This window comes from Gulosibacter macacae, assembly GCF_003865375.1.
Lineage (GTDB): Bacteria > Actinomycetota > Actinomycetes > Actinomycetales > Microbacteriaceae > Gulosibacter > Gulosibacter macacae.
Genome location: NZ_RQVS01000009.1, coordinates 32,963 through 59,379, shown reverse-complemented (window position 1 = coordinate 59,379; position 26,417 = coordinate 32,963). Strand labels below are relative to the sequence as shown.

The window sequence follows — 26,417 nt, the reverse complement described above, 5'->3', positions numbered from 1 at the left end:
GCGCATCCCGTGCTGAAATCTCTGTATGACCAGTGCCACCAACCCGCGTTGTGCGCTCGGCGACCCCGGGTTCGCTGAGCGTTATCGGGCAATCGATGCGCGGGATGCGCGCTTCGACGGGCAGTTCTTCACGGGCGTCCTCTCGACCGGCATCTACTGCCGCCCTTCCTGCCCAGCGCGCACGCCGAAGCCCGAGAACGTCGTGTTTTTCCGCACCTCAGCGGCCGCGCACGAATCCGGCCTGCGGGCCTGCAAACGTTGCCTGCCCGAGGCCACGCCCGGCTCCCCCGAATGGCGCTTGCGCCAGGATGCAGCGGGTCGCGCCATGCGCCTCATCGACGATGGCCTCGTCGATCGCGAGGGCGTGGATGGACTCGCGCGGCGCTTGTCGGTGACCCCGCGGCATCTGCGACGCCTGCTCATTGCTGAACTCGGGGCCACCCCGCTTGCGCTCGCACGTGCTCGCCGCGCCCAGGCGGCCCGGGCACTCCTCGTCGGCACCGAGCTGCCGATCGCTCAGCTTGCCTTTGCGTCCGGCTTCGGGTCGGTGCGGCAGTGCAACGACACCGTGCGAGAAGTGTTTGGGCTGACGCCGAGCGAGCTTCGTGCGCGCCGTGCCTCGAGCAACACGCCTCAGGCGTTGGCGGATGCGATTGCTCCATCACCAGCACAACGCATCCGCCTCGACATTGAGCTCCCAGTGCGAGCTCCCTTCGACGCCCGCGGCGCCTTTTCTTGGCTCGCCGATCGCGCCATCGCCGGGCTCGAAGTCGTCGACCTCGAGGGGCCAGTGCTGCGCTACGCGCGCATCTTCGAACTGCCAGCCGGGCCCGCGGTGGCTGAAGTGCGCGCGCATCCTCGCGGCGACCACGAGTGGCAGCTCACCGCGACGCTCGAACTCACCGAACTCACCGAACTCACCGAACTCGCCGATGTCGCACCGGCGGTGGCGCGCCTGCGCCGCCTGCTTGATCTCGATGCCGATCCGCTCGCCATCGATCAGGCGCTGCGCGATGACCCCGCGCTTGCGCCGCTCGTCGCCCGCGTCCCAGGTATTCGGATGCCCGGAGCCGTCGATCCCGCCGAGTATGTCGTGCGCGCGATCGTCGGCCAGCAGATTTCGGTTGCCGCGGCACGGAAGCATCTGGGTCGGCTCGTTGAGCTTGTCGGCGAACCGTTCACCACCGACATTCCCGGACTCAATCGACGATTTCCGAGCACCGCCACCATCGCCGCCCTCCCCGACCCGCCTGCGATCGGCGACCTCGATCCCGAGCGACCGCTACGCCTCCCGCGCCGACAGATCGCCACGGTGCTCGCGGCGGCACGGGCGCTGAGCACTGGTGAACTCAGCCTGCATCCTGGGATCACGCCGAGTGAATTGCGCGGCAGGCTGCTGGAGTTGCCCGGCATCGGCCAGTGGACTGCCGAATATCTCGCGATGCGACTCACCGGCGATCCCGATGCCTGGCCGATTGGCGATGTCGCGCTCCTCGCCGGGGCGCGACGGGTGGGGTTGCTCGGGCCCGAACCCGCCGCATCCGACCACCGAATGCTCGCCCGCCGCGCGACCGACTGGTCGCCCTGGCGCTCCTACGCCGCCCTCCATCTCTGGCGAGCCGCCAGCGAACCGAAAGATCACACATGACCACCATTGCCACACCCCACGGTCCATTCTCAGTACTTGTCGATTCGCAAGGCACGGTGCTCGCGAGCGGCTGGACTACCGATCTTGATTCCTTGCTGGCCCTCGTGCATCCCACCCTGCGCGACGACGTCGGTGGCGATGCGGCCGTCGCGCTCGCGGCCGTCGACGCCTACTACGCGGGTGACTCCAGTGCGCCCGCCCGGGTGCCCGTGCGCCAGCACTCCGGCGAATTTCGGATGCATGCCTGGGACGTGCTGCGTAGGGTCGCGCCGGGTGCGCCGGTCACCTACACCGAATTCGCTGCGCTCGCCGACCGGCCGGCGGCCACTCGGGCGGCCGCCGGAGCCTGCGCAATGAATGCCGCGGCCCTCTTCGTGCCCTGCCACCGAGTCGTGCGCAGCGACGGCACGCTCGGCGGGTTCCGCTACGGACTCGATATCAAACAGGCCCTGCTCGAAATCGAGCGAACCCGGGCTGCCTAGCGGCGCATCCGGCATACTGCCAGGGTGCTGATTTCTCGAGGTCCCCTCATCGCCCTACTCGTGCTCGTCGCCGTCGGCGTCGCAGTGGCGAGTTGGGCCCTCACCTTCAGCGCCGATTTTGTGTATGAGGTCGAGCAGGGCAACGCTGGCATGACCATGGCGCCCGGACTCGCCGAAGTGTTCGGCCTCGCGTTCGTGCCGCTCGTGCTCGCAATCATCGCCGGAGGTGTGACCGGCACCGCCCTCGGCCGCGGCATCGCCAGCCGCCAGGCCACCGGGCGCGGCAAGCTCGGCCTGTGGCCACGGATGGGGCTTGCCGTGCTCCTCACCCTCGCGACGCTCTTCGGCTTACTCGTACTCAGCCTCGCGCTCGTCTACGCGGTGGTCGCCCTGCTTGCCCCGACGCATCCCGGTATCGAACTCATGAGCGGCTGGGATGCGGTGCGCTCGGCACTCTCGGTCGGCGCGCTCGTCATCGGCGTGGGGCTGCTGGTGGGTACGCCCGCGGCGATCATCTCGAGTCTTGTCAGCCCTGTGGCTAATGAGTCGACGCGGCTCAGCCCGAAGGGGCCGACTGCAGACTGACGCGCGGATGCGCGCAACCCCGTAGGGTGCGAAGGTGACTGATTCCACGAAACCTGCCCTGCCCGGAGCCACACCCTGGCTTGCCTGGGCACTGCCCATTCTTGCGACGGTCCTCGGAGCCGTGAGCGTCTACGTCGGCCACCAATTGCTCTTCGAGCAGATCATGAGCAACCGCAACAACACCAGTGTTGGCGTGGCGGTACCGTTCACGTTCCTCATCCCGATCGTGCTCTTGCTTGTTGCCGCGCCGACCGCTGCGGTGTTGCTTGCGCGCCGCTCGCACGCACGGTTCCTCGCCGGCGCTCCGGGCGGACCTAAGTTCGCGAAGCCGAAGCCAGGCCCGATGCTCATTGCCATCATTGCGGTGGTGAGCCTCGTCGGTGCGATCACGCTGCACGTGCTCATGACGATGCTCGACTTGCAGCTCCCGGCCGGAGCACGCCTCGAGCCCGGCCCCGGCGTTCTTGCAGTGCAGAACTTCCTCCGCGCGTTGGCCGTCATGGCGATCGCTGGCTACATCGCCCTCGCGATCGCGTCGGGTCGCATCAAGCCTGCCGCCGCCGCGCAGCCGTGGCAGCCAGCGGGGCAGCCCAATCCGGGCGAGCAGACCCTACCTGACGAGGGCCAGCGCCCAACTCAGGCCTAGTTTCGGTGAGCCCGCGCTATTCTTTCGCGGGCACCTCAGCGGCGTCGGCAGCTTCGGCTGTCGGCGCCGCATCCGGTTTCGCGTCAAAGAGCGCAAGGAAGAGCCCGCGCACCCACTCGAGGAACTCCGCATCTCCAATCGTCTGACCCACGCGCCCGGCCGGCAGCGGCACCGTCAGCACTGATTGCGCATCCTGGTACTTCGCTTCGGGATACATGCGACGCAACCGAATCTGTTTCGAATCGGGCAAGTGTGCCGGCGCGATGCGAAGCACACGCCCCATCGCCACGAGATCGGTGAGGCCAATCTGCCCGGCCATGCGGCGGATGCGGGACACCTCGATGAGCGTCGCCGTCTGCGGCGGCAACTCGCCATAGCGGTCGTGCAGTTCCTCGACGACGGCATCGATCTGACCGGGCTTCGCCGCTGGCGACGCAGCGGCCGAGAGCTTCTGATAGGCCTCGAGGCGCAGTCGCTCCGAGCCAATGTACTCATCGGGGATGCGCGCATCCACCGGCAATTCCAGGCGCAGTTCGCGACGATCCTCGGGCGCCTCGCCGCGGAACGCATCCACGGCCTCGCCGATCATGCGCAGGTAGAGATCGAAACCAACCCCGGCAATGTGGCCCGATTGTTCGCCGCCGAGCATATTGCCGGCACCGCGAATCTCGAGGTCCTTCATCGCGACCTGCATACCCGAACCGAGCTCGTTGTTCGCCGCAATCGTCTCAAGTCGGTCGTGCGCCGTCTCGGTAAGCGGGCGCAGGCCGTCGTAGAGGAAGTACGCGTAGGCACGCTCGCGGCCACGCCCCACGCGGCCACGCAGCTGGTGCAGCTGCGAGAGTCCGTAGCGTTCGGCGTCATCGATGATGAGCGTGTTCGCGTTGGGAATATCGAGACCGGTTTCGACGATCGTCGTCGTGACGAGCACATCGAACTTCCGCTCCCAGAAGTCGACGATCACCTGCTCAAGGGTCGACTCGCTGAGCTTGCCGTGCGCGACGGCAATGCGCGCTTCGGGCACGAGTTCGGCGATATGAGCTGCCACCTTATTGATTGAGGCGGTGCGGTTGTGCACATAAAACACCTGGCCCTCGCGGAGCAGTTCGCGGCGAATCGCGGCAGCAATCTGCTTGTCCGACTTCGGCCCGACGAAGGTGAGAATCGGGTGCCGGTCTTCGGGCGGCGTCGCGAGGGTCGACATTTCGCGGATGCCGGTGACCGCCATCTCAAGCGTGCGCGGAATCGGCGTCGCGCTCATCGCGAGCACATCGACGTTGGTCTTGAGCTCTTTGAGCTTCTCCTTGTGCTCGACCCCGAAGCGCTGCTCCTCGTCGATGATCACGAGGCCGAGATCGTGATACTGAAACTCGTCAGAGAGGATGCGGTGGGTACCGATGACAATGTCGACCGAACCATCTGCGAGCCCCGCCTTCGTCTCGGCGATCTCCTTCGGCTTTTGGAAGCGGCTGACGCCGCGCACCTTGACCGGGAATCCGGCCATCCGCTCGGTAAACGTCTCGAGGTGCTGGCGCACGAGGAGCGTCGTCGGTACGAGCATCACGACCTGCTTGCCGTCTTGCACTGCCTTGAACGCGGCGCGCACGGCCACCTCGGTTTTGCCGAAGCCGACGTCGCCCGACACGAGCCGATCCATCGGCACGTTTGACTCCATATCGCGCTTGATCTCGTCGACGGTCTGCAACTGATCGGGAGTTTCGACGTAGGGGAACGCTTCTTCAAACTCGTGCTGCCAGGGCGTATCGCTGCTGAAGGCGTGCCCGCGGGAAGCCATGCGCGAGGAGTAGAGCTTCACGAGGCCGACGGCGATATCACGCGTGGCCTTGCGCGCCTTCGACTTGGTGGCAGCCCAATCACTGCCGCCCATCTTCGACAGCGAAGGCGCCTCGCCACCGACGTAGCGGCTGAGCTGGTCGAGCTGATCGGTCGGCACGAGCAGCTTGTCGCCTGGATGGCCGCGCTTCGACGGCGCGTACTCGATGACGAGGTATTCGCGCGTCGACTTCTGCCCGGGTCGCCCCGCGACCGGAATCTCGCGCTGTTCGAGCCGCAGGAACTGGCCGATGCCGTGGCTATCGTGCACGACGTAATCGCCAGCCTTGAGCTGTAGCGGGTCGACGACCGCGTTCGCGCGGCGGCGCGCGAGTTTGCGCGGCGCGGCGGCGTTGTAGCCGACCGAGCGGCCGTAGAAGTCTGACTCGGTGACGAGCGCGAGTTGCTCGCCCGTGAGTTCGGTGCCCGCGGTGAGTGGGGCTTGGATGAGGTAGCAGACCCCCGGCTCAAGCTCGCTCGGGTCTTCCGGCAGGTTCGCGATGGGGCGACCCGCGGCGTTGTGCTCGGCAAGCACCTGCACGGCGCGCTCGATCAAGCCCGGACCGTTCGCGGCCATGATCACCACCCAGCCTGAGCGCATCCGCTCAAGCACGTGGTCGATCGCGGCCTCGGAGTTGCCCGCGAAACTCGGCACCGCTTCGCCTGCGACGCGCTGAGTCTCGCCCTCATCGCCACCGAAGGGTGAGAACGTCCACCAGGAACGCTCGCCGCGCAGCTCGTGGAGTTCGCGCACTGAGAGGTAGTCGCCACCCGAGAGGTCGATCGGGGCTTCGGCACCGGCGGTCGCAGCACTCCAGGCGGCATCGAGGAACTCGCGGTTCGTTTCGCGCAGGTCTTTCGCGCGACTCGCGACCCGCTCGGGCGCGAGCACGGCGACCGCCGCATCCTCGGGCAGATAGTCAACGATCGGCACGAGATTGCCGACGAGCGCGGGGGCAAGCGACTCCATGCCCTCGGTCGGGATGCCTTCGGCCAGCTTCGAGAGGAGTCCCTGGATGTTCGGGAACTCGTGCTCCATCTCACGGGCCCGAGCGCGCACGGCCTCGGTGAGGAGGAGTTCGCGGCTCGGAGTGAGCAGAATCTCGTCGAGTGTCTCGTCGAACGAGCGCTGATCGGCAACCGAGAACGGGCGGATCTCATCCACTTCATCGCCGAAGAAATCAACGCGCACGGCGTGCTGGGCGTCGGCCGGAAAGACGTCGAGGATGCCACCGCGCACCGCGAATTCGCCGCGGCGCGTGACCATGTCGACGCGGGCGTAGGCGAGTTCCACGAGGCGGGTCGCGAGGTCGCCCAGGTCGTGCCCACGGCTTCCGGTCGCAAGCGCGATCGTGAGTGGTTCATCCAGCCCTGGCATGAGTGGTTGCAGGGCCGCGCGCACTGACGCGAAGAGTACGAACGGGCCGGATGCATCCCGATTGCGTCGCCATTCGCCGAGCGCCCGCATCGCGGCGAGGCGTCGGCCGGTGGTGTCGGCGCTCGGACTCAAGCGCTCGTGCGGCAGCGTCTCCCAGGCCGGGAAGTCAACGAGTTGTGCTTCGGGGAGGAACGCGCCGAGGTCGTTCGCGTATTGCTCGGCCTCGCGGCTCGTGGCGGTAATGGCGAGGATGAGCGGGGCGCGGCCGGTGAGGCTCGCGCGCTCTTCGATGAGCCCGGCGAGCAGTGGGGCGCGCAGGCCGTCGACCAGGGTGAACTCAGCATCCTTGTTCGCTCGCTTGAGGGCCCGCGAGAATGAGTCGGAGCGGCGGGCAGCGGCAATAAATCCGTGAAGTCGCACCCAGGAAGTCTAGTCGCCGGTGCGCGCGGGCCGCTGGCCCACAAGTGGCCCACTCGTGGCGAACTACCCCACCCATGCGTGGGGTAGAACGCCATGACGCCCACCCTTGCAGTCGGTCTGCGCACCGAGCAGCCGACCACGGTCGCAAGTTGCCCACCTGTGGCGAAGCGTCCCACCCCTGGGCCACAGCTGCACCCCCAACCAAGAACACCTGCGGCGAGCACCACTCAGTAGCCGCCCAACCCGCAAATGGCCCTCTCGTGGTCAACTACCCCACCCATGCGTGGGGTAGAACGCCACGACGCCCACCCTTGCGTTTGGCCAGCGCACCTACCGGCATCCCTGTGGAAACTCATTCATCCACAGACCTAGCACTCCGCGGAGCAAGATCCAAACCGATGCGCTGAACTACCCGCGTGCAAATCATCTTCTCCACAGACACTCGCTCTGCCACCGAGTGGTCAAGGCGCATCCGGGGCAATCGCGACGAGCTCGTTCGACTCCACGTCGGGGCCTACCTCGACCCCGCGGGCACCTCCCTCGACAAGATCACCGCCGAAGTGAGACATGCCGCCCGCACGTTCGCCGCTGCCCAAGTGGGCGATTCGGTCATTAGCGGGGTGAGCGCGGCAAATCTCTACCGCCTGCCGCTCTTGCGATCTCGGCTCGCGGAACGCGTTACGGTTACCCGCACCGGTGGTGGCAAGGCGTCGAGGTGGGTGAAAGTGCGCAAGTCACGGCTCGAATCATCCGAGGTGACCCAGCTCTATGGGATGCCTGTCACTTCGCTTGCACGCACCGTCACTGATCTCGCTGAAACGCTGCAACCGTTTGAACTCCTTGCCCTCACCGACGGCGCGATGCGTCAGGGCTTCGACCCGGGCCAACTCCCGAGCGAAGGGCGTAATGCGCGCAAGCTGCGCTGGGTGAAGGAACATGCCTCCCCTCGGTCTGAGAGCTTCGGCGAGTCGTGGAGTCGGGCGATCTTGCTCGGGTCAACGCTGCCACCACCCAAACTTCAAGTGACGGTGCTGGATGCGCAGGGCAAGTTCGTCGCGCGAGCCGACTTTGCTTGGCCTGAGCTCGGTGTCATTGGTGAGTTTGACGGGATGATCAAATACGGCACGGGTCTTGCACCGGGCAAGACGCTCGAAGACGTCATCAAAGAAGAACGTCGGCGCGAAGAACGCCTGCAGCGGCTCGGCTGGCTCGTTGTGCGGTGGTTATGGAGTGTGCTGCACCAGCCGGACGACCTGCTCGGGATGCTCGAGCGCGCGCATCAGTTCGGCCAATCGGTCGATGCGCCGCGCGGAAGCGTTCATACACGCGCACTCACCATTCCGAAGCCGGGCGATTGGAGCGAGCTCTTTGGCACATCCAAGTTCGGCTGATCACCAAAGGCAAGTGGCCCTCTGGTGGCGTACTCCCCCACCCATAGGTGGGCCACTTGTCCACGAGAGGGGTACTTGTGGGCTAGGCGAGGCCTAGGCGAGTTCGGCGGAGTCGAGCAGCACAGTGAAGGGGCCTTCGTTGACCGAGGCGACGCCCATCATGGCACCGAACTCGCCCGTTTCAACGTGCAGTCCCGCCTCGCGCAGTAGCTCGCAGAAGCGCGAAATGAGCGGTTCCGAGTGATCGCGGCCAGACGCCGCCGACCACGAAGGTCGCCGCCCCTTCCGGGCATCGCCGTAGAGCGTGAACTGGCTCACCACCAGCAGCGGCGCACCTGCATCCTGCGCCGAAACCTCACCATCGAGGATGCGCAGACCCGCGAGCTTGCGGGCGAGCTTGCCGGCATCGGCTTCGGTGTCGTCATGCGTGACGCCGACGAGCACGAGCAGACCCGGCGCTGGCAGCGAGCCGACGATCCGGCCCGCCACCTCAACCGAGGCAGACGAACAGCGAGTAACAACCGCGCGCATGACTAGGCCTTCGCGTGAAAACGCTGCTGCGCCGCGAGCAGGCCCTCGGCAACCACCGATTCCACCGCATCCGCAGCATCTTCAAGCAGCACCGCGAGGTTGTCGCGCTCGGCGCTCGCAAAGGGCTTGAGCACGTAGTCGGCTGCATCCTGGCGACCCGGCGGGCGGCCAATGCCGACGCGCACGCGCACATAGTCACCGCCGCCGAGCGCCGAAGAGATATCGCGAAGTCCGTTGTGGCCGCCGTGGCCACCACCCGACTTCAGCTTGAGTGTGTCGAACGGCAGATCGAGCTCATCGTGCACGACGATGACCTGCTCGTTCGGCACCCCGTAGTACTGGGCGAGCTGCGAAACCGGCCCACCCGAGGTGTTCATATAGCCCGTTGACTTGGCCAACACGAGCTTCGGACCACCCGGCACCGGGCGTCCTTCGGCGACGACGGCACCCGCGCGCGAATGGCGGCGAAACTGCTCCCCCATCCGCGTCGCGAGCACGTCGACAACCATTTGGCCGACATTGTGGCGGGTCGTCGAATACCGGTCACCGGGGTTCCCGAGACCGACGACCAGCCACACGTCGTTTGCCATGAGTGCCTACTCAGCGTCCTCTTCGGCAGGAGCGTCAGCGGTAGCCTCGGCGTCTTCCTCCGGCTCCGGCGCTTCCTGCGGCTCGGTGACGGTGAGGATGACGATCTCGGCCTCTTCGTCGACGAGCTTGGTGCCCTTGGGCAGCTCAAGGTCGGTGGCGAGGATGGTGGTGCCGTCCTGGAGGCCTTCGACGTTGACCTCGATGTTCTCGGGGATGTGGGTCGCCTCGGCCGAGACGAGCACGGTCGATGCGTCTTGGAGCACGATGGTGCCCGAGAACGACTCGCCGACCACGTGCACCGGAACCTCAACCTCAACGCGCTCGCCCTTGCGAACGAGGATGAGGTCAACGTGCTCGATGATCTGGCGAACCGGGTCGCGCTGCACGTCCTTCACGAGTGCGAGCTGCTCGTCGCCCTCAATGTTGAGCTCGAGCAGGGCATTCGCCTTGCGCAGGAGCAGCATGGTCTGGTGACCCGGCAGGTTGATGTGCTTGGGGTCGGTGCCGTGACCGTAGATCACGGCGGGGATCTCGCCAGCAGCACGGATCTTGCGAGCCGCACCCTTACCGAACGAGGTGCGGACAGTTGCGTCGAGCTTGTTGTCGAGCTCAGCCATAGTGGGGTTCCTTTCGTGGCACGGCGTCGAGCGCGCGCGAGAACCCGAAAGGGATCATCCCGACCGCGTCGATCACGGGCTCTGGAGGCCCCTCGCCGAAGTACAGTCCCCTAGTTTACATGGATGCGGCGCTGGGGACTAGCGCTGAAAACTCTCGGCAATGCGCTGGGCTGACTTGAAGCCGCCGCGACGGGTGAAGTGCGCACCGATGCCGACAGCGAGCAAGAGCGCGCCGAGGAGCGCGAGGCTCAACCAACCGACTGTGGCGCCGAGTTGGCTGAGGTTACTCAGCAACGAGTCGCTGTCACGGAATGCCGTGATCGCCACCATGATTCCGCCACCAATGAGGGCGAGAAGCCCGACGACGCCGACGCCGAGTCCCGACCAACCAACGGTGAGGCCGAGGAAGAACAGCAGGAGCGCGCACACCCCGACCACACCGAAGAAGGTGGCGGTGGGGTTGTCGGTCACGGTTGCGATACCGGGCATGATGATCGCTTCGCTCCCGCGTGAAATGTCCCAGGCGAGGATGCCGAACAGGGCCGCGATGCAGAGGCTCACGATGAGCGCACCTGCCCGCGCACCGCCGCTCGGGCCGCGCGGGGTCTGCTGCAGCACGCCGACGAGCGAGGCGGATTCGCCGGCGAGCCCGAGTCGGTCGACCTGCATTTGCTCCTGGCCGTAGCCTGTGGGCAGCGGTGCTGGGGTGGATGCGTAGCTCGCGGTCGCTACGTCGCGGTGCGATGCTTCGCGGTGCGTTTCCTCGCGCTGCGGCTCCGGGACTGGTGCTGCGAGCCGCTGCGTCGGTTCTTCAGCGCTACGGTCAAAGCCGCGGTCGTAACTACGCCGTTCGGCCGGGAGATCAGAGAGCGGCCGCGTGAACTCGAGTTCGTCGGTCGCGTGTTGCTCGGCGCCCGAACGCGACAGCTGCGCCTGCGTGAATTGGTGCTGGTCGTATGCCTGCGTGGCAGCTGGTTCCGAAGCGTACGGATCGCGCTGGTCGTTCATGGGGCATCCCTTCTCGGCGGTGCTTCGAGCGTAACGACACTGCGGCAACCGAAGCCGGGAATAATGAAGTGCAAGTCGTCGCCGTCGAAAGGGCAAGGCATGTCCGAAACTTCTCCCGCAAGCGCCACCGCAAACATTGGGGTGGTGGGCCTGGCTGTGATGGGCTCCAACCTGGCCCGCAATCTCGCCTCGCGCGAGGGCAACACCGTTGCCGTCTACAACCGCTCGCCCGAGCGCACGACGCAACTCGTCGAAGCGCATCCCGAGGCAGGCTTTGTGCCCGCAGCCACGATCGAAGACTTTGCCGCGTCGCTCCAGCGTCCGCGCACCGCGATCATCATGGTGCAGGCCGGCGCCGGTACCGACGCGGTCATCGACCAGCTCTGCGAGGCGTTCGAGCCCGGCGACATCATCGTTGACGGCGGCAATGCGCTCTACACCGACACCATCCGCCGTGAGGCTGCCGTGCGTGAGCGCGGACTCCACTTCGTCGGTGCGGGTATTTCCGGCGGGGAAGAGGGCGCGCTCAATGGCCCCTCGATCATGCCTGGCGGGCCGGCCGAGTCGTATGAAACCCTTGGCCCCATCCTCGAGTCGATTGCCGCCCGCGCACCCGAAGACGGCAGCCCCTGCGTCACCCACGTCGGCACCGACGGCGCGGGCCACTTCGTGAAGATGGTGCACAACGGCATTGAATACGCCGATATGCAGCTCATCGCCGAGGCCTACGACCTGTTGCGCCGCCTCGGCGGCCTCGAGCCGGCCCAGATCGCCGATGTTTTTGCCGAGTGGAACAAGGGCGACCTCGAGTCGTACCTCATCGAAATCACCGCAGAGGTGCTCCGCCACATCGACGCCGAAACCGAGAAGCCGATCGTCGACCTCATCGTCGACGAGGCTGGCATGAAGGGCACCGGCACCTGGACTGTGCAGACCGCGCTCTCGCTCGGGGTGCCGGTGTCGGGCATCGCCGAGGCTGTCTTCGCCCGTGGTGTTTCGGGCCGCACCTCGCAGCGCCAGGCCGTGCGCGAGACGATCACCGCGAAGCCCGAGGCCGCCCCGGTGTCAGCGTCGTTCGTTGAAGACGTGCGCCAGGCGCTCTACGCCTCGAAGGTGATCGCCTACGCGCAGGGCTTCGACCTCATCCTCGCTGGCGCCGAGGAGTACAACTGGGCAATCAACCCGGGCGCCGTTGCGAAGATCTGGCGTGCTGGCTGCATCATTCGTGCCCGCTTCCTCAACCGCATTGCCGAGGCGTATGACCGTGCGCCCGAGCTCGACTCGCTCATTGCCGACCCGTACTTCGCGGCTGAGGTCGCGAAGGGCGTGGATGCGTGGCGCCGCATTGTTGCCACCGCAGCGCTTTCGGGCGTGCCCGCGCCGGTGTTCGGTGCCTCGCTCGCCTACTACGACTCGCTCGCGAGCGACCGACTGCCGGCCGCCCTCGTGCAGGGCCAGCGTGACTTTTTTGGCGCGCACACCTATGGCCGTGTTGACCGCGCGGGTAAGTTCCACACGGATTGGTCGGGTGACCGCCGCGAACAGCAGGTGAGCTCGTGAGCGAGGATGCGGTCGGGCAAGCTCCGGGACCCTCTGAGGAGACCATTGAACTTGCGAATCGGCTGTTCGACTACGCCAGGCAGGGGAAGGTCGCGGAACTTACCGCCTACCTCGATGCCGGGGCACCAATCGATATGCGCAATGCCAACGGCGACACTTTCCTGATTCTCGCTGCCTACAACATGGCGCCGGCGGCGGTGCGGCTCCTCGTTGACCGCGGTGCCGACGTTGAGGCGGAGAACGATCGCGGTCAGCGTGCACTCACTTGCGCGGTGTTCAAGCAGGATGCGGAATCCGTACGCATCCTGCTCGCCGCCGGTGCCGACCCCGATGCGGGCCAGCCCACCGCCCGCGCCACCGCCGCCATGTTCGGCTGGACCGAGTTTGAGGGCATGCTCGCCTAGCTCAGGCCCTAGTTGAGCCACAAGTGGCCCTCTCGTGACTTACTCCCCCACCAATGGGTGGGCCAGTTCGTCATGAGTGGGCCACTTGCCAGTTGCGCTTGACCTACTGTTTGGCGCTCAGCGCCTCGCGCGCCTGGGTCGCGGCGGCAACCATGTGGCGCAGCGACGCCACGGTCTCGTCGTAGCCGCGGGTCTTGAGGCCACAGTCGGGGTTGATCCAGAGGTGGCGAGCCGGAATCGAACGCTCGGCGATCTCCACGAGCTCCACAACCTCAGCCTCCGAGGGCACGCGCGGCGAGTGGATGTCCCAGACGCCCGGGCCAATACCGCGCGGGTAGCCGTGCGCCTCGAGGTCGCCGACGACCTCCATGCGCGAGCGAGCCGCCTCGATCGAGGTGACATCTGCATCCAGGCCATCAATGGCCTCGATGATTTCGCCGAACTCCGAGTAGCACAGGTGCGTGTGGATCTGCGTTTCAGGCTTCGCCACCGCGGTCGAAAGACGGAACGAATCGACCGACCACTTGAGGTAGTCAGCGTGACGCGCACGCTCGAGGGGCAAGAGCTCCCGCAGCGCCGGCTCGTCGACCTGAATGATCTGGATGCCCGCAGCCTCGAGGTCGGCAACCTCATCGCGCAGCGCGAGGCCCACCTGGAAGGCGGTGTCGCCAAGCGGCTGGTCATCGCGCACGAACGACCACGCGAGGATGGTCACGGGACCAGTGAGCATGCCCTTGACCGGCTGCGAAGCGAGCGACTGGGCGTACTCAGCCCAGCGCACCGTGATGGGTGCCGGGCGCGACACGTCGCCCCAGAGGATCGACGGGCGCGTACAGCGTGAACCGTACGACTGCACCCAGCCGTTCGCGGTCGTCGCAAACCCGTCGAGGTTCTCGGCGAAGTACTGCACCATGTCGTTGCGCTCGGGCTCACCGTGCACGAGCACGTCGAGGCCGAGTTCGAGCTGCAGGTCAACGACTCGCTTGATCTCGTCACGCAGGAAGCCCTCGTAGGCGGCCTCGTCAATCTCGCCCTTGTTGAAGGCCTGGCGCGCACGGCGAATCTCGCCGGTCTGCGGGAACGACCCGATGGTCGTCGTCGGCAGGGCGGGGAGGCCGAGGGCCTGTTCTTGTGCCACCTCGCGCTCGGCAAAGGGCGCGCGGGCGAGGTCGGCGGCGGTGAGGGATGCGACACGCTCGCGCACTGCGGGCACGCGCACGCCGGTTGCCTCGGCACGCTGGGCGAGCGCGGCGCTCGCGGCCTCGAGTTCGGCGGCCACTTCATCCCGGCCCTCGTTCAGTGCGCGAGCGAGCACGACGACCTGACCGGCCTTCTCATTCGCGAATGCGAGCCACGAGCGCAGACCCGCGTCGAGCGCGCCTTCATCGTCGAGGGTGTGGGGCAGGTGGAAGAGCGAGGTCGAGGTCGAGGCGCTCACCTTGGCGCCAGTGGCGCGCAGTTCCTCGAGCTTCGCGAGGGCGGCTTCGAGGTCGCCGCGCCAAATGTTGTGACCGTTGATCACACCGGCAACGTGCTGCACGGCCGGGAACTCGGCGATCGCGGCGGGCGCGACACCGTTGACGAGGTCGAAGCCGATTGCCTCAACACCGGCACCAGCGAGCGCACGGTAGGCGGCATCGGGGAGGGCGGCGTAGCTGGTTGCCACGAACAGCTGCGGGCGCTCGGATGCACCGGCAAGCGCAGCGTAGGCACGCGCGGCCGCCTCGGCGAGTTCGGCTGGCGAGGCGTCGAGCGTCTCGGCGACGAGGGCCGACTCGTCAAGCTGCACCCACTCGGCACCGGCGGCGCGCAGGTCGGCGAGCACCTCGAGGTAGACGGGGAGGAGGTCGTCGAGGCGCTGCAGCGGCGAGAAGCCGGCTTCGGCGTCATCGGCGGCCTTGGCGAGGGCGAGGAAGGTGACCGGGCCCACGATGGTCGGGCGGGTGGTAAACCCGGCGGCGGCCGCTTCGCGCGCCTCGTCGGCGCGCGAACGGTTCGCGTAGCGGAAGGTCGTCGTCGCCGAGATCTCGGGCACGAGGTAGTGGTAGTTCGTGTCGAACCACTTCGTCATCTCGAGCGCGGTGTGGCTGGCGTCGCCGCGGGCGAGCACGAAGGCGGCGTCGAGGTCGACATCGCTTTCACCATCGGTGAGGTCGGCGAAGCGGGCGGGCAGTGCGCCAACGGTGACGAGGGTGTCGAGCACGTGGTCATAGGTCGAAGCAGCCTCGGGAATCGACGAGTCGGTGCGACCGAGTCCGGCCTCAGCAAGCGCCTCGCGAGCGGCAGCCCGCACCTCGCCGCGCACCGCGTCGAGACCTGCACGGTCGAGGTCGCCACGCCAGTAGCGCTCGAGTGCGCGCTTGAGTTCGCGATTGCGGCCAATGCGCGGGTAGCCGAGCACGGTACCGAGGGGGAAGTTCGTCATTTCTTGGGGCTCCTTTGGTAAGAAATCTGGGTCAAATCTGGAGTGGTTCAGGCGGCAACGAGGGTGCGGTCGACCGCGCCAACGCGGCAGAGCAGTTCGATGGGTTCGTCGACGCGGTTGTGGGTGTAGACGTGCAGGCCAGGGGCTCCGCCGTCGAGGAGGTCGTGGCACATGGCCGTGGCTTGCGCGATACCGAGCTCGCGCCTGGCACCGTCGGAGCGGCACCCTTCAAGCGCCCGCCGCCATTTCTCGGGCACGGCCTCGCCAGCGAGCGCGGCCATGCGCTCGAGTCGGGCGATCGAGGTGATCGACATGATGCCCGGCAAGATCGGCATGGTGACGCCATAGGCGCGGGCGCCCTCAACGAAGCTGAGGTAGTCGTCGGCTTCGAAGAAGAGCTGGGTGATGGCGAGATTCGCACCGGCCGCTTCCTTGGCGAGCAGCGTGTCATAGTCCTGCTCGATCGACTTCGCCTGCGGGTGGCCGTTCGGGTAGGCGGCGACGGCGAGCAGTCCATCTGACGGGCGGCGCACCTGCCAGCGATCGAGGCGCGGGCCAACGGTTTGCAATTCACACGGTGTGCGGGCAATTCGTACGCCGCGGATGAGCTGCGCGAGCTCCGCAGCCGAGCGCAGGTCACCGAGAAAGTCGTCGGCCTCATCCATCCCCTGCGGCGGGTCACCGCGCAATGCGAGGAAGTCGACGATGCCGTGGTCAACGAACTCGGCGATCACCTCGGCCGCTTCGGCGAACGACGAGCCGACACAGGTGAGGTGCGCGAGCGGGCGCGCGCCACCGAGGTCGCGCACCATTTCGAGCACGCCGAGGGATGCATCCCGTGACGAGCCGCCAGCGCCGAACGTCACCGAGATGAACTCGGGCCCGAGCGCTCCAAGCGCACGCGCGACGTCGGGCATGCGCTCCGCCACCTGCGCGGTGCGCGGCGGGAACAGCTCGAACGAAAAGGGAATGGACATGGCGACGACACTATGAGCGAGGCCCGGATGCGCGAAGTCGCGCCGTCACAACATGACGTCATGTGACAGTTTGTGAAGCCGAGGCCCGCATCACAATGAATTCACATGCACATTGGCTGGTGTTAGTGGCCTTTGAAGGCTTCGGCGAGCCACCAGGCGCCGCCGTCGGAGGCGATCTTCGCGTCGATCACCAAGGGCACACCGGGTTCCCCCGGCGCGCGCTGCGCGATGGCCGCGCGCACCGCCGCGAAGTCACCGGCCGTGCGCACGGTCAACCCCTCGGCACCAAAGCCACGCGCGATCGCCGCGATATCGGTGTCGGGGAAGACGACCGAATCCACCGCGACCTCGGCGTCACCGTCGCGGAAGTGATGCACTTCAGCCCCGTAGGCGGCGTCGTTGTAGACGAGCACGATGAGCGGGATGCGCTGGCGCACCGCAGTCTCCAGCTCACTGATTCCCATGAGGAAGCCACCATCACCTGTGCCGAGCACCGGAAGTCGGTGCGGCTGCGCAATCGCCGCCCCAATCGCGGTGCCGAGCCCCAGCCCAATTGCCTGAAACGCCTGGGTGAAACAGAAGCCGTCGGCATCCGGCACATCGAGGTATTGGCTCGGGTAGCCCATGAAGTTGCCCGAGTCGATGCTCACCACGCGTTCGGCCGGGAGCGCCGCGTTGACGAGCTTTGAAATCTCGCGCGGATCAATGGCCGAGTCGGTTGAGAGATCGGGCGTTGCGACATCCGCCCAGCGGCTCGAAACTCGGATGCGGTCAAGCACCTCGTCACTGCGGTACCCCACCCGAGGTTCGGCCTGCCGCTCGCGCACCACACCGAGCACCTCGGCAGCAGTGAGCGCGGTGTCGCCGAGCACCCCGAGATCGATGGGGCGAGTGGCACCGAGTGCAGCATCCTCGTGGTCAATCTGCACGACGCGGGCGTCGGCACTGACGAGCATGCCGTGGCGCATCGTCCACGTGTTCATCGCGCAACCCCAGCCAACGATGAGGTCAGCGCCCGCGATGAGCTCGGCCGTCGTCGGCGACGAGAACCCGCCCGAGATGCCGAGATTTGCCGGGTCGTCGGTAAACAAGCCCTTCACGACTGCCCCCTCGGCGACGAGGGCGCCGACCTGCTGGGCAAGCATCCGCAGCTCCGGGCCCGCGTGTTTCGCCCCGCGACCGGCAACAAATACCGGTCGCTTTGCCGCAAGCAATTCGTCGGCAAGCTGTGCCGTCGCCTCGGCAGTCGGGCGCACGGGTGCGGCCTCGCTGATCGGCGCCACACTCGCGAGCGCCGCATCCCACACATCTGCCGTGACCTGCGCCGCCTGCACATCGAGCGGCAGGCTGAACACCACCGTGCGTCGCTCACGCATCGCGGTGCGCCAGGCGCGCACGGTGTCAGCCACCGCAGAGCCCGGCGAGTGCAAGCGTTCGGCCACGGCGCCCACGGAGCGCGCCGCAGCATCCTGATCAATGCGGAAGTTCGACCGAATGGCCGCCGCTTGCGTGTCGGCCGTGAGCACGAGCATCGGCGTGCGACTCTTCGCCGCCTCCCCGATGCCGGTGAGCGCGTTCGTGAAGCCGCAGCCCTGGTGGGTCGTGACCACTCCGAGCCGGCCCGATTGCCGCGCATACGCATCGGCCATCGTCGCCGCGCCGCCCTCGTGGCGTGCCGCGGTGAACGGCACGCCAGCGGCAATCAGGGCATTCGTGACGTGAAAGTTGCCACTGCCGACGACACCAAACACATGGCCCACGCCAAGTCGAGCGAGCACCTCGGCAACGAGGTCACTGACTCGGCGGGTGCCTTCAGCGGCCGACACTGCTAGCGCTCGACGTAGGCGAACACGCGCGCGGGCGCGCCGGTGCCGCCAACGACGTTGAGCGGACTCACTGAAATCATCGCGCCAGTGACCGGCAGACGGTCGAGGCCAACGAGCGAGGTGAGACCGTACTTGTCGGCGCCAAGCAAAAAGTAGTGCACCGGGTAGACCGGGTCGAAGGTGCCCGCCTGGCCCGAGTCAATGCCGACGGTCTCGACGCCAAAACCCGATACCTTCGGGTTCGACGCGAGCCACTGCGCGCCTGCCACCGAAACACCGGGCGTGTGCGGACCCTCGGCGTCGGCGTTGAGGAAGGTGTCACGCGAGTGCGCGTACTGCGACCAGCCGGTGCGGAAAAGCACCCAGCAATTGTCGGGCAGCGGGCCGTGCTCGGCGATCCACGCCTCGAAGTGCTCGGGTTCGAGATCGAAGTCGGGGTTCTCAGCCACTTCGGCGGTCTTGTCGATGACGACAATCGGACCGACGAGGCGACCGGGCTCGATCTGATCCACCGACTTACCGTCACGGCCGCTAATCCAGTGCACCGGCGCATCCAGGTGCGTACCGGCGTGCTCACCGACCTGCAGATCGTTCCAGGCCCAGGCCGGACCCCGGTCGTCGTAGCGCGACACCTCGGTGACCGAAAGCCCGCGCGTGTTGGCAAACTGGGCCGGCAGTTCGAGAATCACCGTGTCATCGGCGAGGGGCGTCGTGAGGTCGATGACTTCAATGTCACCGTCCGCAAGGGCCTGCTGCAGCGAGGCAAGGATGCTCATGACAGTCTCCTAGAAGGTCAGCGGGTGGTGCGGCGCGGCTTAGGCTGCGCCGTCAAACATCGAGGTGACCGAACCGTCCTCGAAGACTTCGTGAATCGCGCGGGCAATGAGCGGCGCGATGGGCAGCACGGTAAGCGTCGGGAAACGCTTGTCGTCCGGCAGCGGCAGCGTGTCGGTGACAACGACCTCGTCAATGCACTCGTGCGAGAGCCGCTCGGTCGCGGGGCCCGAGAACACCGCGTGCGTGGCGGCAACGATGACGCTCTTGGCGCCGTTCTCCTTGAGGGCCTGCGCCGCCTTGAGAATCGTGCCGCCGGTGTCGATGAGGTCATCGACCATGAGGCAGGTGCGGCCTTCGACGTGACCGACGATGTCGTGCACGGTTACCTCGTTCGCGACCTTCGGGTCACGGCGCTTGTGGATGATCGCGAGCGGCGCACCGAGTTCATCCGACCAGCGGTCAGCGACGCGCACGCGCCCCATGTCGGGCGAGACGACGGTGAGGTTGGGGTCGTCGCCGAGCTTGTCCTTGAAGTACTTCATGAGCACCGGCATGGCGAACAGGTGGTCGACGGGACCGTCGAAGAAGCCCTGAATCTGGGAGGCGTGCAGGTCGACCGACATGATGCGGTCAGCGCCGGCGGTCTTGAAGAGATCGGCAACCAGGCGTGCCGAGATCGGCTCGCGACCGCGGCCCTTCTTGTCCTGGCGGGCGTAGGGGTAGCACGGAGCAACCACGGTGATGCGCTTGGCCGAGGCGCGCTTGAGCGCGTCGACCATGATGAGCTGCTCCATGATCCACTCGTTGATCGGCTCGGTGTGCGACTGGATGACGAAGGCATCCGCGCCACGAACCGACTCACCAAAGCGAGCGTAGATCTCACCGTTCGCGAAGGTGCGCGACTCGGTGTCGAGGAGCTCCGTCCCGAGCTCGTCGGCGATTTCTGCGGCGAGCTGGGGATGCGCCCGCCCGGAGATGAGTACGAGTCGCTTTTCACCGGGGTGAAGAATGCCGGACACTGAATACCGCCTTTGTGCTGATCGGCTCGGAGTGGTGCGAGACCAGGTTACTCCGATTCGGGAGCCGCCTCTGTCGCCTGGTCTGCCGCCTGCTTCGCCGCCTGGGTGGCACCTTCCGCGGCAATCGCCGCTGCGGTGCCCGGACGGTTCTTCACCACCCAGCCCTCGAGGTTGCGCTGCGGCGAGGCATTCACGGCGAGTGCACCGGCCGGCACATCCTTACGGATGGTCGTACCTGCGCCAGAGTAGGCGCCGTCGCCGACGGTGACCGGCGCCACGAACACGTTGTCCGAGCCAATCTTCACATCGCGACCGACAGTGGTGCGGTGCTTGTGCTGGCCGTCGTAGTTCGCGGTGATCGCGCCCGCGCCGATGTTTGAACCGGCGCCAATCTCGGCATCGCCGATGTACGAGAGGTGCGGTACCTTGGCGCCCTCGCCGAGGGTCGAGTTCTTCGTCTCAACAAAGGTGCCGACCTTCGCGCCAACACCAATGACCGAGTTCGGGCGCAGATAGCTCCAGGGGCCAACCGTTGCCTTCGCGCCGATGACCGAGAGGGTGGCGTCAGTGCGCTTGATGACCGCATCCTCGCCGACCTCGCAGTCGACGAGCGTCGTGTCGGGCCCGATGATCGCACCCGAGGCGACCGTGGTCGCGCCGCGTAGCTGCGTGCCCGGCTGAATCTCGACATCTTGGCCGAGCGTGACATCGCGTTCGATGATCGTGGTGTCGGGATCGATGATCGTGACGCCCTCGCGCATCCAGTAGTCGAGGATGCGGCGGTTGTACTCGCGCGCCGTCGCACCGAGCTGGGCGCGGTCGTTGATGCCCTGCACGAGCCACGGGTCAGTGATCGCAACGGCAGCAATGCGCCCACCGTCGGCCTTGATCACCGCGGCGGTGTCGGTGAGGTATTTCTCGCCCTGGGCATTCGCCATCTTCACCTTGGCGAGCGAGGCGCGCGCCGACTTCACCGTGAAGGCGTACACACCAGCATTGATTTCGCTCACGCGACGCTGCTCATCGCTCGCATCCTTGTGCTCGACAATCGCCTCAAAGGTGCCGTCGTGGGCACGGATGATGCGCCCAAAGCCGGTCGGGTCGTCGTAGAACGCGCTGAGCAGCGTGAGGTCATCGCGGTCGTCGCGGTGGGTCTCGATGAGACGGCCCACGGTCACCGAATCAAGAAGCGGCACATCGCCCGAGAGCACGACAACATCTCCGTCAAAGTCGGCGGGCAGCGCGTCAAGACCGGCCTCAAGCGCGCGGCCAGTGCCGGGCACCTCATCCTGGTCGGCAATGATCGTCGTCGGCGCGAACTCCAAGATTGCCTCGACGACGCGGTCGCGGTCGTGACGCACGACGGCGACCACATGCGCAGGGCCGAGCTCAGCGGCGGTGTGGAGCACGTGGCCGATCAGCGGCACACCACCGAGTCGGTGCAGCACCTTCGGCGTGGCCGACTTCATGCGCGTGCCCTGGCCTGCGGCCAAGATGACGACGGCGAGATTCGATTCAGTCACGGTTCCTCCAGATGCGGATGCGGGCGAAATTCGGATGCCGTTCGTCGGCGCGCGAGACCGCACACCTTCGTTCCTCCCCCAGGATTCGAACCTGGACCTCACAGCTCCAAAGGCTGTCGTGCTGCCGTTACACCAAGGAGGACCACGCATTCGCGCCCGACTAGTCTGCCACGCCTCGGCGCCACGCACGCACCAGCGACACTGCCTCGCGCTGAATCCACCGCATCCGACCAGCCATAATGGCAGGTATGGCCGAGACTTCGAATGAGGATGCTGTCGACGCGATCGTGCGCGATTGGACGATGGTGCGTGCCGACCTCGATGTCGCCCCGCTCAAGGTGTTTTCGCGCGTCGAGCGCATTGCGCGTCAGCTCGACGGCTTGCGCAAGCGTGCGTTCGCGGAGGCCGGGCTTGAGCTTTGGGAGTTCGATGTGCTCTCGGCCTTGCGTCGCGCTGGCGCCCCACACGCCCTCACGCCAAAGCAATTGGTGGAGTCGAACCTGGTGTCGTCGGGCACGATGACCAATCGCATCGATCGGCTCGCCGAGCGCGGGCTCGTCGTGCGCGAAGACGATCCCGCCGATGGTCGCAGTGTGCTCGTGCGCATGACGGCCGAGGGTGTCGAGCGGGTCGACCGAGCACTCACGGGCCTCCTTGGCGACGAATCGACGCTCCTCGAAAGCGTGGATGCTGCTGAGATCGCCGCGCTCGAACGGGGCCTGCGAGCCCTGTCACTGCGCATGGGCACCACGAAATAGTCGCCGCTCGCCACCGCTAGTCTCCGCTAGTCGGTTCGCTCGGCACTCACATTCCACGCCGGAAATGGGTCGTCGAACGTAGCCCAGGCTTCACGCCCCGCGAGGAGTTCTGCATCGGTGAGTGCGGCCTCATCGAGGGCGACGCCGAGGGCCTCGAGATCAAGATCGAGGCCAATGATCGCGATTTCCTGGCCGATGGCGAGGAGGCTCGCATCCTCGTCATCGCCTGCTGCGCTCACGAGCGGATCAAACGAGATCATCGAACCAATGTGATCCCATTGCGCGCTGACATCGGGACGAGTGGCGAGGCGGCAGAATCCCGCCGAGCGAATCACGGTACCGAACTCCCGCGGCTCAAGCCGTTCATCCAGAAACTGCTGCAGACGACCAGGATGCAGTGGGCGCAGCTGCTCGTACCGCCCCGCACTCACACGCTCGTCGGTAAATTGCGGGGCAAACTCGTGGTTGAGGATCGTCACCCAGCCGGGCCGCTCCTGCCCCACGCTGTAGGCGACCCCATCGGTCGCAATCGCACGCCTCTCGTCATCGAGGTCGACTCGTGCCTGCGGGCTGAGATGCGAGATGAGCGCCATGACGGTGGCGAGTTCGTCGGTCTCGAGCGCATCCCAGTTCACGAGCACGATCGTCGAGGCGAATTCGAGCTGCTGCACGGTGAGCATGGCGCGGGCCGTGTAGCGCACGCTCGCACCCTCCCGCCACACGCGTGGTCGGCGCACAATGTAGTCATCGCGGCCGAGATCGCGCAGGAGGTGCGCCGCGTCGACCACGCAGATCACTCCGCTCAGCTCCGTTGGCGCGTCCTGTTGGGCGAGCGTGCCCACGAGCTCGGTGGCGAGGATGCTGCCGGGTATCTCGATGACCGCGCCGGCTTCCTGCGCCCAGGGTGCGAGCGCGAGCGCTTCGTCTAGCGGGTCTGGCGAGGCCGACAAGCGGCCCGCGGCAATGAATATCCGGCCGGTTGCGATGGCCAAGCGGCGAGCAAACGCCATCCGCTCGGGCGCGCAACTGCCCACTACCGCCAACACGTCTACCTGTTCCACGCGATCCCCTACTCATTCGCTCTGCTCAGCGCTGGCTGAAACCTCGCCAGCACTTCGGCTAGTCTAATGATAACTATTCTCATTTAGTTTTGATAAGCCTGGAGGCACGTATGAAGGTTCGCGCATCGATCAAGTCACTCAAGAAGCAGCCCGGCGCCCAGGTGGTGCGGCGGCGCGGTCGCGTCCACGTGATCAACAAGCTCAATCCCCGCTTCAAGGGTCGCCAGGGCTAAGGAGCGCGCGGCAGGGCAGAATAGAGCGCTATGGCTCATCTTCTCGGCGCAGAACACCTTCACCTCGAATTCCCAACGAAGGTGGTCTTCGACGACGTCACGATCGGCATCGCCGAGGGTGACCGCATTGGCATCGTCGGCCGCAATGGCGATGGCAAATCGACGCTCATGAAGCTCATTGCCGGGCGGATGCAACCCGACGATGGACAGGTGACCGTGCGCCGCGGCACCACCATCGGCATGCTCGACCAGGCCGACACGCTCGATCCCGACCTCACGGTGGGCGCGGCGATTGTCGGCGACCGGCCCGAGCATGAATGGGCGGGAGATCCGCGCATCCGCGATGTCATTGGCGGCCTCGTCGCTGACCTCCCCTGGGATGCGCGAGTCGGCGACCTCTCGGGTGGGCAGCAGCGACGAGTGGCCCTCGCGGCACTTCTCATCGACGATTGGGACATTGTGCTCCTCGATGAGCCAACGAACCACCTCGACATTGAGGGGGTGCACTGGCTCGCCGATCACCTCAATGCCCGCTGGGGCAAGAATGACGGCGCGCTCGTCGTCGTCACCCACGATCGCTGGTTCCTCGACGCCGTCTGCACGGCAACCTGGGAGGTGCACGACCGCATCCTCGAGCCCTTTGAGGGCGGCTACGCGGCCTACGTGTTGCAGCGCGTGGAACGCGACCGTCAGGCCGCTGTGGTCGAGCAGAAGCGGCAGAACCTCATGCGCAAGGAACTTGCCTGGTTGCGCCGCGGCGCCCCGGCGCGCACGGCGAAACCGAAGTTCCGCATCGAAGCGGCAAACCAGCTCATCGCGAATGAGCCGCCGGTGCGCAATGCCATCGAGCTGCAACGGATGGCCGTGGCTCGGCTCGGCAAAGACGTCGTCGATCTCGAGGGCGCTGGCGTCTCCTATGGCGAGCGCGAGGTGCTCAGCGGCGTCACCTGGCGGATCGCGCCGGGTGAGCGCACCGGCATTCTCGGCGTCAATGGTGCTGGCAAGTCGACCCTGCTGCGGCTCATCGCCGGTGAACAGGAACCGACCGCTGGTCGCGTGAAGCATGGCAAGACCGTGCGCATCGCCCAGCTCACCCAGCAGCTCGACGAACTTGCCGAGCACCTCGACGAGAAGGTGTTCGAGGTGTTCGCGCGTATCAAGCGCACCTATGTTGCCGACGGTAGCGAGATGACACCCTCGCAGCTGCTCGAACAGCTCGGCTTCACGAGCGCCCAGCTGCAGACTCCCGTTAAGGATCTCTCGGGCGGCCAGAAACGCCGCCTGCAGCTCCTGCTCATCCTGCTTGATGAGCCGAATGTGCTCATCCTTGATGAGCCGACAAACGATCTCGACACCGACATGCTCGCCGCGATGGAAGATCTGCTCGATTCGTGGCCGGGCACCCTGCTCGTCGTCTCCCACGACCGCTATCTACTCGAGCGCATCACCGATCAGCAATACGCCGTGCTCGACGGCAAGCTGCGGCACCTGCCGGGCGGCGTCGACGAGTACCTGGCGTTGCGGCGACAGCAACCGGATGCGCAGCGCGGCTCCTCCCCCATGGCCGCGGTCGCTGCCGCAACCACGGGCACTGCGGCACCAGCGGCACCAGCGGCAACCACCACAATTTCGGGCGCCGAGCGGCGCAATCTCGAAAAAGAGATGCAGTCAATTGAGCGACGGCTCGGGCGCCTGCGTAACGAGCTCGCCGCGGCGGATGCGAAGCTCGCCGCGGCAGATCAGAGCGATTTCGCGGCACTTGCGGCGCTTGGGGAGGCTCGACAAGCGCATGCCGATGAGGCGGATGAGCTCGAGTTGCGCTGGCTGGAAATTGGCGAGGTGCTTGAGGGCTAGGGAAATTGATCTAGGGAGGCCCGACTATCCCCGGCAGGCGGGTGCGCTCCAGACGTTCCTCGGCGGCAAGCGTGCCCCGCAAGGCACCAACGCGAACTTCGGTTAGGCGATTTCCTGCGCCTCGAGCGCAGCCTTGAGCTGTGTGCGGGCGCGGCTGAGCCGTGAGCGCACGGTCTGCACCGGCACCTGCTGGTACTCGGCAATCTGCTCATAGGTGTAGTCAGCGAACTCACGCAGCACGATCGCCACGCGGAAGTCATCGCCGAGGGTCGACAGCGCCCGTTGCACGCGGTCGCGAACGGCGCTGTCCTCGGCCAGATCGGTACCGTCGGGCTGGTCAAGCACATAGTCCGCGGCTTCGTCGTCAATGGTGACGTCACGGCGCTTACGAATGACCGCGAGCGCTGAGTTCGAAGCAATGCGGAATGCCCAGGTCGAGATCGAGGCCTCGCCGCGGAACTTCGGCAGGTTCTGCCAAATGGCGATCAGCGCATCCTGGAGCGCATCTTCGGCGTCAGCCTTGTGACCGGTGGTACGCAGACAAACGGCCCAGAGCCGGTCGCGATACGGAGTCATCAGCGCATCGAATGCGCGGCGATCGCCCTCTTTCGCCCGTGCCAACAGCGCTGGCTCATTGAGCTTCGAGGTCACGCTGCCCTCCATCCGGGTCATCACTTGGCACATTCGCGGGCGACAATGCGCCCTAATCTCCCCGGATGCTAGCGCGATTTGGTGACGCCGCACCCGTGAATCCGGCTGAATCAACCGCTAGGTGGATGCTCGGGTGGACTGATTCAGATTCGGTAACAGCGTGCGGGAACTTTCCGGCTACCCGACGCATCTAACTCTCGAATCGCACCTGCCGAAAGG

Annotated in this window: 23 protein-coding genes and 1 tRNA gene; 10 read left to right on the top strand and 14 right to left on the bottom strand. The window is 66.3% G+C overall.

Annotation, left to right across the window (positions count from 1 at the left end; translation table 11 throughout):
- Positions 1-25: 25 nt before the first annotated feature.
- The 4 genes from EG850_RS08620 to EG850_RS08605 are packed head-to-tail and all read left to right on the top strand — an operon-like array spanning position 26 to position 3,361.
- Complete coding sequence (locus tag EG850_RS08620; protein WP_124972547.1) at positions 26-1,648, top strand: DNA-3-methyladenine glycosylase 2 family protein; 1,623 nt, start codon at positions 26-28, stop codon at positions 1,646-1,648.
- Positions 1,645-2,130 (top strand): methylated-DNA--[protein]-cysteine S-methyltransferase, encoded by a 486-nt coding sequence (locus EG850_RS08615; RefSeq protein WP_124972546.1) that lies wholly within the window; start codon positions 1,645-1,647, stop codon positions 2,128-2,130. The genes EG850_RS08620 and EG850_RS08615 overlap by 4 nt, the downstream gene beginning before the upstream one ends.
- 24 nt (positions 2,131-2,154) lie before the next feature.
- On the top strand, positions 2,155-2,715 hold the full coding sequence (locus tag EG850_RS08610; protein ID WP_124972544.1) for a hypothetical protein: 561 nt from the start codon (positions 2,155-2,157) through the stop codon (positions 2,713-2,715).
- Positions 2,716-2,749: 34 nt separating this feature from the next.
- Positions 2,750-3,361 (top strand): hypothetical protein, encoded by a 612-nt coding sequence (locus EG850_RS08605; protein ID WP_124972542.1) that lies wholly within the window; start codon positions 2,750-2,752, stop codon positions 3,359-3,361.
- A gap of 16 nt (positions 3,362-3,377) precedes the next feature.
- Here the strand turns inward: EG850_RS08605 and mfd are convergent, their stop codons facing one another.
- A complete protein-coding gene (gene mfd, locus EG850_RS08600) occupies positions 3,378-6,992 on the bottom strand; it encodes a transcription-repair coupling factor (RefSeq protein WP_124972540.1) in 3,615 nt (1,204 codons plus the stop codon).
- Positions 6,993-7,408: 416 nt separating this feature from the next.
- On the opposite strand from mfd, the gene EG850_RS08595 reads away from it, so the two are divergent.
- Complete coding sequence (locus tag EG850_RS08595; RefSeq protein WP_124972538.1) at positions 7,409-8,383, top strand: hypothetical protein; 975 nt, start codon at positions 7,409-7,411, stop codon at positions 8,381-8,383.
- A gap of 93 nt (positions 8,384-8,476) precedes the next feature.
- Here EG850_RS08595 and dtd read toward each other — a convergent pair whose 3' ends face one another.
- The 4 genes from dtd to EG850_RS08575 form a co-directional block, all read right to left on the bottom strand.
- Positions 8,477-8,914 carry a D-aminoacyl-tRNA deacylase gene (gene dtd, locus EG850_RS08590; protein WP_124972536.1) on the bottom strand — a complete coding sequence of 146 codons (438 nt, stop codon included), beginning with the start codon at positions 8,912-8,914 and terminating at the stop codon, positions 8,477-8,479.
- A gap of 2 nt (positions 8,915-8,916) precedes the next feature.
- Complete coding sequence (gene pth, locus EG850_RS08585; RefSeq protein ID WP_124972534.1) at positions 8,917-9,504, bottom strand: aminoacyl-tRNA hydrolase; 588 nt, start codon at positions 9,502-9,504, stop codon at positions 8,917-8,919.
- A gap of 6 nt (positions 9,505-9,510) precedes the next feature.
- A complete protein-coding gene (locus EG850_RS08580; RefSeq protein ID WP_124972532.1) occupies positions 9,511-10,122 on the bottom strand; it encodes a 50S ribosomal protein L25/general stress protein Ctc in 612 nt (203 codons plus the stop codon).
- 138 nt (positions 10,123-10,260) lie between these two features.
- Positions 10,261-11,130, bottom strand: a complete 870-nt coding sequence (locus tag EG850_RS08575) for a hypothetical protein (RefSeq protein WP_124972530.1) — start codon at positions 11,128-11,130, stop codon at positions 10,261-10,263.
- A 99-nt stretch (positions 11,131-11,229) separates the two neighbouring features.
- Here EG850_RS08575 and gndA point away from each other — a divergent pair, with 99 nt between their 5' ends.
- Together gndA and EG850_RS08565 are read left to right on the top strand one after the other, a co-directional pair.
- Complete coding sequence (gene gndA, locus EG850_RS08570) at positions 11,230-12,690, top strand: NADP-dependent phosphogluconate dehydrogenase (RefSeq protein ID WP_124972528.1); 1,461 nt, start codon at positions 11,230-11,232, stop codon at positions 12,688-12,690.
- Positions 12,687-13,094: an ankyrin repeat domain-containing protein gene (locus tag EG850_RS08565; RefSeq protein WP_124972526.1), complete on the top strand. Its 408-nt coding sequence runs from the start codon at positions 12,687-12,689 to the stop codon at positions 13,092-13,094. The genes gndA and EG850_RS08565 overlap by 4 nt, the downstream gene beginning before the upstream one ends.
- Positions 13,095-13,197: 103 nt before the next feature.
- Here the strand turns inward: EG850_RS08565 and metE are convergent, their stop codons facing one another.
- From metE to EG850_RS08530, 7 genes are all read right to left on the bottom strand, one after another.
- The gene (gene metE, locus EG850_RS08560) at positions 13,198-15,519 is read right to left on the bottom strand and encodes a 5-methyltetrahydropteroyltriglutamate--homocysteine S-methyltransferase (protein WP_124972524.1); all 2,322 of its coding nucleotides are present in this window, start codon (positions 15,517-15,519) and stop codon (positions 13,198-13,200) included.
- Between the two features lie 47 nt (positions 15,520-15,566).
- Positions 15,567-16,496: a methylenetetrahydrofolate reductase gene (locus tag EG850_RS08555; protein WP_124972522.1), complete on the bottom strand. Its 930-nt coding sequence runs from the start codon at positions 16,494-16,496 to the stop codon at positions 15,567-15,569.
- Positions 16,497-16,618: 122 nt separating this feature from the next.
- The gene (locus tag EG850_RS08550) at positions 16,619-18,322 is read right to left on the bottom strand and encodes a thiamine pyrophosphate-binding protein (RefSeq protein WP_124972520.1); all 1,704 of its coding nucleotides are present in this window, start codon (positions 18,320-18,322) and stop codon (positions 16,619-16,621) included.
- A 2-nt stretch (positions 18,323-18,324) separates the two neighbouring features.
- On the bottom strand, positions 18,325-19,098 hold the full coding sequence (locus EG850_RS08545; protein ID WP_124972518.1) for a cyclase family protein: 774 nt from the start codon (positions 19,096-19,098) through the stop codon (positions 18,325-18,327).
- A gap of 39 nt (positions 19,099-19,137) precedes the next feature.
- Positions 19,138-20,118 carry a ribose-phosphate diphosphokinase gene (locus EG850_RS08540; RefSeq protein WP_124972516.1) on the bottom strand — a complete coding sequence of 327 codons (981 nt, stop codon included), beginning with the start codon at positions 20,116-20,118 and terminating at the stop codon, positions 19,138-19,140.
- 47 nt (positions 20,119-20,165) lie between these two features.
- Positions 20,166-21,641 carry a bifunctional UDP-N-acetylglucosamine diphosphorylase/glucosamine-1-phosphate N-acetyltransferase GlmU gene (gene glmU, locus EG850_RS08535; RefSeq protein WP_124972514.1) on the bottom strand — a complete coding sequence of 492 codons (1,476 nt, stop codon included), beginning with the start codon at positions 21,639-21,641 and terminating at the stop codon, positions 20,166-20,168.
- A 70-nt stretch (positions 21,642-21,711) separates the two neighbouring features.
- A tRNA-Gln gene (locus tag EG850_RS08530) sits at positions 21,712-21,783 on the bottom strand.
- A gap of 106 nt (positions 21,784-21,889) precedes the next feature.
- Here EG850_RS08530 and EG850_RS08525 point away from each other — a divergent pair.
- The gene (locus EG850_RS08525; RefSeq protein ID WP_124972512.1) at positions 21,890-22,399 is read left to right on the top strand and encodes a MarR family winged helix-turn-helix transcriptional regulator; all 510 of its coding nucleotides are present in this window, start codon (positions 21,890-21,892) and stop codon (positions 22,397-22,399) included.
- A 26-nt stretch (positions 22,400-22,425) separates the two neighbouring features.
- On the opposite strand, the gene EG850_RS08520 is transcribed toward EG850_RS08525, so the two are convergent.
- A complete protein-coding gene (locus EG850_RS08520; RefSeq protein WP_124972510.1) occupies positions 22,426-23,460 on the bottom strand; it encodes a GTP-binding protein in 1,035 nt (344 codons plus the stop codon).
- Between the two features lie 110 nt (positions 23,461-23,570).
- On the opposite strand from EG850_RS08520, the gene ykgO reads away from it, so the two are divergent.
- The gene (gene ykgO, locus EG850_RS08515) at positions 23,571-23,693 is read left to right on the top strand and encodes a type B 50S ribosomal protein L36 (protein WP_124972508.1); all 123 of its coding nucleotides are present in this window, start codon (positions 23,571-23,573) and stop codon (positions 23,691-23,693) included.
- A gap of 30 nt (positions 23,694-23,723) precedes the next feature.
- Complete coding sequence (locus tag EG850_RS08510) at positions 23,724-25,547, top strand: ABC-F family ATP-binding cassette domain-containing protein (protein WP_124972506.1); 1,824 nt, start codon at positions 23,724-23,726, stop codon at positions 25,545-25,547.
- Positions 25,548-25,649: 102 nt separating this feature from the next.
- Here the strand turns inward: EG850_RS08510 and EG850_RS08505 are convergent, their stop codons facing one another.
- The gene (locus tag EG850_RS08505) at positions 25,650-26,198 is read right to left on the bottom strand and encodes an RNA polymerase sigma factor (protein ID WP_124972505.1); all 549 of its coding nucleotides are present in this window, start codon (positions 26,196-26,198) and stop codon (positions 25,650-25,652) included.
- Between the last annotated feature and the right edge of the window lie 219 nt (positions 26,199-26,417).